Source organism: Enterobacter sp. SCRI0065, from assembly GCF_059766475.1.
Genome location: NZ_JCBAJB010000016.1, coordinates 26,521 through 33,958 on the forward strand (window position 1 = coordinate 26,521; position 7,438 = coordinate 33,958).

7 protein-coding genes, 1 tRNA gene and 1 pseudogene are annotated in these 7,438 nt (G+C 49.0%); 4 read left to right on the forward strand and 5 right to left on the reverse strand.

Annotation, left to right across the window (positions count from 1 at the left end; all coding sequences use genetic code 11):
* The first annotated feature begins 46 nt into the window (after positions 1–46).
* Entirely contained in the window at positions 47–514 is a 468-nt protein-coding gene (rnhA, locus tag AC6EMZ_RS22455; RefSeq protein ID WP_498405051.1) for a ribonuclease HI, read from the forward strand.
* On the opposite strand, the gene AC6EMZ_RS22460 is transcribed toward rnhA, so the two are convergent.
* Positions 511–1,233, reverse strand: coding sequence for a class I SAM-dependent methyltransferase (locus AC6EMZ_RS22460; protein WP_498405052.1), 723 nt, complete (start codon positions 1,231–1,233; stop codon positions 511–513). The two genes, rnhA and AC6EMZ_RS22460, sit on opposite strands and share 4 nt — an antisense overlap.
* Before the next feature lie 31 nt (positions 1,234–1,264).
* On the opposite strand from AC6EMZ_RS22460, the gene gloB reads away from it, so the two are divergent.
* Both gloB and mltD read left to right on the forward strand, forming a co-directional pair.
* Positions 1,265–2,020, forward strand: a complete 756-nt coding sequence (gene gloB / locus AC6EMZ_RS22465) for a hydroxyacylglutathione hydrolase (protein ID WP_498405054.1) — start codon at positions 1,265–1,267, stop codon at positions 2,018–2,020.
* A 71-nt stretch (positions 2,021–2,091) separates the two neighbouring features.
* Positions 2,092–3,459: a murein transglycosylase D gene (gene mltD, locus AC6EMZ_RS22470; RefSeq protein ID WP_498405055.1), complete on the forward strand. Its 1,368-nt coding sequence runs from the start codon at positions 2,092–2,094 to the stop codon at positions 3,457–3,459.
* Positions 3,460–3,511: 52 nt separating this feature from the next.
* Here the strand turns inward: mltD and AC6EMZ_RS22475 are convergent, their stop codons facing one another.
* Positions 3,512–4,282: a class I SAM-dependent methyltransferase gene (locus AC6EMZ_RS22475; RefSeq protein ID WP_498405056.1), complete on the reverse strand. Its 771-nt coding sequence runs from the start codon at positions 4,280–4,282 to the stop codon at positions 3,512–3,514.
* Positions 4,283–4,357: 75 nt separating this feature from the next.
* Positions 4,358–5,158: an endonuclease/exonuclease/phosphatase family protein gene (locus tag AC6EMZ_RS22480; protein ID WP_498405057.1), complete on the reverse strand. Its 801-nt coding sequence runs from the start codon at positions 5,156–5,158 to the stop codon at positions 4,358–4,360.
* Positions 5,159–5,437: 279 nt separating this feature from the next.
* Between AC6EMZ_RS22480 and yafC the strand changes: the two are divergent.
* A pseudogene (gene yafC / locus AC6EMZ_RS22485) lies at positions 5,438–6,372 on the forward strand (DNA-binding transcriptional regulator YafC).
* Here yafC and dkgB read toward each other — a convergent pair.
* Complete coding sequence (gene dkgB / locus AC6EMZ_RS22490; protein ID WP_498405059.1) at positions 6,352–7,155, reverse strand: 2,5-didehydrogluconate reductase DkgB; 804 nt, start codon at positions 7,153–7,155, stop codon at positions 6,352–6,354. The pseudogene yafC and the gene dkgB sit on opposite strands and share 21 nt — an antisense overlap.
* A gap of 163 nt (positions 7,156–7,318) precedes the next feature.
* Positions 7,319–7,395: transfer RNA gene (locus AC6EMZ_RS22495), tRNA-Asp, on the reverse strand.
* Between the last annotated feature and the right edge of the window lie 43 nt (positions 7,396–7,438).

Genomic DNA, 7,438 nt, shown 5'->3' on the forward strand with positions numbered 1-7,438 from the left:
ACTTGTCGAATACTTGTCGTTTCAAATTAAAGGAAGTCTACCAGAGATGCGTAAACAGGTAGAAATTTTCACCGATGGATCGTGCCTCGGCAACCCTGGACCTGGCGGTTATGGTGCCATTGTACGTTATCGCCAACACGAAAAATTGTTCAGCGAGGGCTATCGCCTGACCACCAACAACCGCATGGAGTTGATGGCGGCCATTGTGGCTCTGGAAGCATTAAAAGAACATTGCGACGTTGTGCTCAGCACCGACAGTCAGTATGTACGCCAGGGAATCACTCAGTGGATCCATAACTGGAAGAAGCGGGGATGGAAAACGGCAGAGAAAAAACCCGTCAAGAATGTCGACCTTTGGCAGCGGCTGGATGCGGCGTTAAGCCAACATCAAATCAGCTGGGAATGGGTGAAGGGTCACTCTGGACATCCTGAAAACGAACGCTGCGATGAACTGGCGCGTAACGCCGCAATGAGTCCCACCCAGGATGATGTCGGTTATAAGCCGGAATCTTAATCTCGCGGCTCGCGAAAGTGACGTGTCGCGCCAACAGCCTGGCGAATCGGGGATTTTGCTTTACTCTGCTTCATAGGATTGAGCGTTAGGGGAATAGTCCGCTTACGCGCCACAATCAGCTGCATACAGCCTAATGCCGGAAAATGCGTAGTGAGCATTTTCCCGCCTTGTTGCGTCCAGGGGATGACCTGAAAACCGCTGTGATACATCACCTCAAAATTCAATAATGAGAGCCAGTCCAGCTGGCGCGTGAACGTAAACATGCGACTGTTATACGGCGGTTTACGGCGAATGACCGGTACCAGTTTCCTTAGGCCCATCAGGCTCATCGGATTGAAGCCGCTCAGAATGAGCCAGCCATCATCGATCAATACACGGTCGGCCTCACGCAACAGGCGGTGCGGATCGCTACACCAGGGAAGCGTGTTTGCCAGCAGGCAAGCATCAACCGACTTTTCAGCAAACGGCAAATGCAAGGGATCGGCTTTGACCTGTATCGGCTGCCCCCCAAGCGAGACGTTGACCTGATGAGAGATAGCACAGCTCTCGGTGTTGATTTCCGCACTCAGATTGCCAATTTTAAGCAGGTGAAAACCATACATTTTGGCGAACCATGGCTTAAGCTGCTGTTCAAGCGCTGCACGAAAGTATTCACCTTTAGGCAGTTCTGCCCAATGTTCCGGTGCCGAGACAATCTGAGGTATCCTTGCCGGTTTCATCAAACACCCGCTTCGCTTTGAGAGGTAATTTATGAATCTTATCAGTATTCCCGCATTTCAGGACAATTACATCTGGGTTTTAGTCGACGGTGAGCGTCGCTGTATTATCGTCGACCCTGGTGAAGCGGCACCGATTATGAAGGCTATTGATGAAAATGGCTGGCAGCCAGAGGCGATTCTCCTCACTCATCATCACAACGATCACGTGGGTGGCGTTCCTGCTCTGCGTGCCAGATTCCCTGAATTGAAGGTATATGGCCCCGCCGAGACACAAAACAAGGGGACCACGCAAGTAGTCAAAGAGGGCGAAAATATCCTCATACTTAAGTGGGATTTTTCTGTATTTGCTACACCGGGTCACACTTCAGGACATATTTGTTTCTTCAGTTTCCCTTATCTTTTTTGTGGTGACACGCTTTTCTCTGGCGGATGCGGCAGACTCTTTGAGGGCACAGCAGAGCAGATGTATCAGTCATTCCAGAAGATTAACGCGTTACCAGAGGAGACGATCATTTGTTGTGCGCATGAATACACATTAGCAAATATGAAGTTTGCTAAGAGTATCCTCCCGGAGGATCCCGCAATAAATGATTATTACCATAAAGTGAATGAGTTACGGGTAAAAAAACAAAAAACACTGCCCGTTATTCTGAAAAATGAGCGCAAAATAAATTTATTCTTAAGAGTTAATGATATTGATTTAATTGATAAAATTAACCAAGAAACAAAGTTGCAACAACCTGAGCAACGTTTTGCATGGTTAAGGTCAAAGAAAGATAACTTCTGACAATTGCGGGTTGCCTTTTCAAAAATTCGCCGTTATCATCGCTCGTCTTTTAAGCAACTATTGACACACACATGAAGGCAAAAGCGATATTACTCGCCTCTGTCCTGCTTGTTGGGTGCCAGTCGTCTCAAAACGCTGGCAATGTTCAACAGCACGCACAGAGCCTTTCTGCAGCTGGTCAAGGGGAAGCAGGGAAGTTTATAAGTCAGGCGCGATGGATGGACGATGGGACGTCATTCGCGCAGGATCAAGACTTGTGGGCCTCTATAAGTGACGAGCTGAAGATGGGAATTCCGGAAAACAACCGGATTCGCGATCAGAAACAGAAGTATTTAAGAAATAAGAGCTATCTCCACGATGTAACTTTACGGGCAGAGCCGTATATGTACTGGATAGCAGGGCAAGTTAAGAAACGTAACATGCCTATGGAACTGGTACTACTACCCATAGTGGAGAGCGCTTTTGACCCGCACGCGACGTCTGGTGCCAATGCCGCAGGCATTTGGCAGATCATTCCGAGCACTGGGCGCAATTATGGATTGAAACAGACTCGCAGCTACGATGCGCGTCGTGATGTAGTCGCTTCGACGACTGCCGCTCTCGACATGATGCAACGTCTGAACAAGATGTTTGACGGCGACTGGTTGTTAACTGTCGCAGCGTATAATAGCGGCGAAGGTCGTGTACTGAAGGCAATGAAAGCGAATAAAGCGCGTGGGAAATCCACAGATTTTTGGTCGCTCTCACTGCCACAGGAAACCAAGCTTTACGTACCAAAAATGCTAGCTTTGAGCGATATTCTCAAAAACAGCAAACGTTATGGCGTACAACTGCCGTCGTCCGACGAAAGTCGAGCACTAGCGAGAGTAAGCCTCAGTAGCCCTGTAGAGATGAAACAGGTTGCTGATATGACGGGTATTCCTGTTAAGAAGCTCAAGACCTTTAATGCAGGCGTTAAGGGCTCAACGCTGGGTGCCAATGGGCCTCAGTACGTGCTGGTTCCGCAGAAGCATGCAGAACAGTTACGAGAGTCCCTGGCCTCGGGTGAAATCGCTGCCGTTCAGTCTACGCTGATTGCAGACGTCTCATCCGTTAGCAGCCGTAGCTATAAGGTTCGTTCAGGTGATACGCTTTCAGGTATTGCATCACGCCTCGGTGTGAATGCTAAAGATCTGCAGCAGTGGAATAATCTGCGTAGTTCGAATCTGAAAGTAGGTCAAAATCTGACTGTAGGTGCAGGTAGCAGCGCGCAGCGTCTTGCCCGTAACAGCGATAGTATTACTTATCGCGTACGTAAAGGTGATTCACTGTCCAGTATTGCGAAGACTCATGGCGTTAACATCAAAGATGTCATGCGCTGGAACGATGATACCGGCAATCTGCAACCAGGCGACCAGCTGACGCTGTTTGTGAAGAACAGCGCTACGCCAGATTCTTGATAGCACAATCCATCTGTTAAAAAGGCACCGATTCCCTCGGTGCCTTTTTTGATCATGCTGCTTTTTGCGCTTCAGCCAGGATCGTATCGCTGGTGAATGATCCATCCGCCTGTACTTCGAAATATGACTTCACTTCCGCTGAGGCACTCTCCTGGTACATCCTAATCGCCTGGCTTAATATATCTGGCGTACGCATACGCGCGATCCACGAACTGAATTCCAGCGGCAAACGATCGGTGGTCAATGACCGTGCAATCAATCCTGCCTCGGCGATCAACGAGAACCACTCCCCACTGGAATAGTTGCGGACATGCGAGGTATCGCGCAGCGCTTCGACTGTCTGCAACCAAACATCTCGTACCGGGTGTCCTGGCGACATGATATCCATGATGATGAAAATCCCGCCTGGTTTGAGCACGCGTTTGACATCCCGCAAGGCCTGGCCGACATCATGCCAATGATGGGCAGAGTAACGGCTGATTACGACATCAAAGGATTCATCAGCAAATGGCAACGATTCGGCATAGCCCTGTCGGGTCGTGACGTTGTTCAGTCCTTTTTCTCTGGCCGCATGACTAACAACCTCAAGCATTTGGCTGGATAAGTCATAGGCCGTCACCTGATCAACCTGCTGTGCTGCGACAAAGCTCGCATGCCCCGCACCGCATCCCAAATCCAGAACATGCGCCTGCGGAAATGCCTCCAGACGCTTACTCAGACGGTCAAGATCGCGACCAGAAGCATGCACGGCGCTGGTTAAGTAGGCCTTCGCCTGGGAGCCAAATTGTTTTTCAACGTTGTCATGATGGGAGTGTGTTGTCATCGTACTGTCCTTTGGTTGATTGAAATAAAGGGCAGTACCTACATAGGCCTGCCCCACGGCAGACCTGACACACCACTATTTATCAGGCTTGCCGGGACTGAATTCGACTAGTAGAGGATTGTGGTCGGAAGCTCGCGTCACCAGTACGGAAGCTTCATGTACGTTCAGACCACGATAGAAGACAAAATCGAGAGGGCGACCAAACGCTTTGCGTCGTTGGTCATCGGTAAAACGGACTTCACGCAGCGACATTTCGCGCGCAAAGCGATAAAGCGCATTCATGCGCGGACGGCTCCAGGCGTTGAAGTCCCCCGCCATGATGATTGGCCCACTGTGGTGCGCAATCTGATCGCCAATCGGAAGTAATTGCTTACTATATACATCCACGCCCAGGCTAAAGTTTACGGCGTGAACGTTTACTACCATCAGCAACCGCGTATCCGGCAAAGGATAGACGGTGACGAGTGCAGATTTGGCTAATCGCAGAATGGGTTCACGTTCACGAAGTGGACAGCAGTATACCGGATGCGCTGCCGAGAGCGTCATGACCCCAGAGGGATGCTGCGGTAAGACAAATGCCGGAACCTGATCGGCTGCCAGGTAGTTAGTCGTGGCAAATCTCACCAGCTCAGGTGTCGTTTGTGCCTCCTGCAACAGGACCAGGTGAGCATCTTTACCGAAATTCTTCAGTACCGATAACCATTCAGCACGCTGTTGCTTAAAGATGTTCCATACCAACACCCGGATCTTTTCATCACTACTTAACGGCGTACCAGCAGGTAATGCCTGACCGAGGCTTGCAAACGAACCCGGAGGCAAAATTCGCTCCGCTGGCTGTCCGGCAATGTAGCGCATGGCATAGGTATTTTTTCGCACTTTTGGAAACGACCTCTGTAGCAGTAGAACCAGCCGTAAATCATACTGGTTCTACTGTTATAGGGACTTTAGCTCACACTTTCAACGCAATTACTGAGAAACCTGTTTCCAGTTTTGTAAGCAAGCACTTACTACAACTTATCCCAGCTCCACAAGGCCGGTAAATTTGAACGACTTTGACGTCTTTGGCTTCCGGATTATTGATGACATGAACTATTCACAATGCTTAAATAACAAAAATCATCAAAATACATCCAGAATTTTGCAGGTGGTGTAATAATGAAAGCAACGTCGGAAGAGCTAACAACCTTCGTAGCCGTCGTAGAAAGTGGCAGTTTTAGCCGTGCTGCGGAGCAATTAGGTCAGGCAAATTCAGCGATAAGCCGATCGGTCAAAAAACTCGAAATGAAGCTTGGGGTCAGTTTACTCAACCGAACTACGCGACAATTGAGCCTGACGGAAGAAGGTGAGCGTTACTTCCGCCGTGTGCAGTCAATCTTGCAGGAGATGGCCGCAGCAGAGACGGAGATCATGGAGACGCGCAGCACGCCGCGTGGGCTATTACGAATTGATGCCGCTACACCGGTTGTTTTGCATTTTCTGATGCCACTCATTAAACCTTTTCGTGAACGTTACCCGGAAATGACGCTTTCGCTTGTCTCGTCTGAAACCTTTATCAATCTGATTGAACGTAAGGTCGACGTGGCTATTCGCGCCGGTACGCTGACGGATTCTAGCCTGCGCGCACGTCCGCTTTTCACCAGTTACAGGAAAATTATCGCCGCGCCAGATTATATTGAACGCTTTGGAAAACCGGAGACGATAGATGATCTTAAAGATCATATTTGCCTGGGTTTTACAGAACCGGTATCGCTTAACACCTGGCCAATTGCCTGCAGTGATGGCCAACTTCACGAGATAACTAGTGGGCTATCCTCTAATAGTGGAGAGACACTTAAGCAGCTGTGTCTAAGCGGAAACGGTATTGCTTGTTTGTCTGACTATATGATTAATAAGGAATTAGCGAAAGGTGAGCTTATCGAGTTGATGGTTGCTAAGCGTCTGCCTGTAGAGATGCCATTCAGTGCGGTCTATTACAGCGACCGAGCGGTGAGCACGCGTATTCGCGCCTTTATTGATTTTCTTAGCGAGCATATTAAACAGCTCCCGCGGGAGCTGTAAGAGGAAGGCAATCAATCCCAGTCTGGAGCTAAACCCTCTGGGCTAACCAGGCGATCGTTACACTCCAGTTTGGCGATCGCTTTTTTGTCTTCGTCGTCCAGTTTGAGATTCAATGCCAACATATTGCTCGCCAGATTTTCGCGTTTGGTCGATGACGGGATCACTGCATAACCCTCACCTATTGCCCATGCCAGGATAACCTGCGCAGCAGTTGCTTTGTATTTATCCGCAATACGCATAATCACTGCGTCTTTTAGGGCCTTACCATAAGCCAGCGTCATGTATGACGTGATATGAATTCCATGCTCTTTTGCCCAGTCAACTACTTTACGATTTTGCAGGTATGGAGACAGTTCAACCTGATTGGTTGCAATATTTTCCGCACCCACTGAAGCAATAGCTCTTTCCATCAGTGGGATAGTGAAGTTGGAAATGCCAATTTCCCGCGTTAGCCCTTCTTTTTTTGCTTCCAGTAACGCCTGCATGAACTCCTCAACAGGAACGGTATCTCCCGGCGACGGCCAGTGGATTAAAGCCAGATCCACGTAGTCGGTACGCAGCTTCCTCAGGCTCTCCTTTAGGCTTGGGATCAACTTTTCTTTGCTGAGGTTTTCAATCCAGATCTTCGTGGTGATGAATAGCTCGGTACGTGGTATCGCGCTTTCTTCAATCGCTTGACCTACAGCGGCTTCGTTGTCGTATATTTGTGCTGTATCGATGGTGCGATAGCCTAACTCTAAAGCGGTTTTTACAGATGCGATGACGATATCATTCTTCAGGCGAAAAGTGCCGAGGCCAAATGCAGGGATGGTCATTGAATTCCTCTCTATACATGGTGTTTGTTATCTACAGAGAAGTATTACCGATGATGTTTTATGAAAAAAGATCGAATATAGCAGAGGATTTTTGCGTCTAAAGCAATAATATTATGATAAGCATAAAAAAAGCCCTGAGCGTTAGCTCAGGGCTCTTAATAAGTGGCGGAACGGACGGGACTCGAACCCGCGACCCCCTGCGTGACAGGCAGGTATTCTAACCGACTGAACTACCGCTCCACCGAAGACTTCTACAACTCCCGGTTTAATGCCCCGGTTTACT

Coding starts and splice junctions, on each gene's coding strand:
- rnhA (WP_498405051.1), top strand. CDS start 47: ATGCGTAAACAGGTAGAAATTTTCACCGATGGATCGTGCCTCGGCAAC.
- AC6EMZ_RS22460 (WP_498405052.1), bottom strand. CDS start 1,233: ATGAAACCGGCAAGGATACCTCAGATTGTCTCGGCACCGGAACATTGG.
- gloB (WP_498405054.1), top strand. CDS start 1,265: ATGAATCTTATCAGTATTCCCGCATTTCAGGACAATTACATCTGGGTT.
- mltD (WP_498405055.1), top strand. CDS start 2,092: ATGAAGGCAAAAGCGATATTACTCGCCTCTGTCCTGCTTGTTGGGTGC.
- AC6EMZ_RS22475 (WP_498405056.1), bottom strand. CDS start 4,282: ATGACAACACACTCCCATCATGACAACGTTGAAAAACAATTTGGCTCC.
- dkgB (WP_498405059.1), bottom strand. CDS start 7,155: ATGACCATCCCTGCATTTGGCCTCGGCACTTTTCGCCTGAAGAATGAT.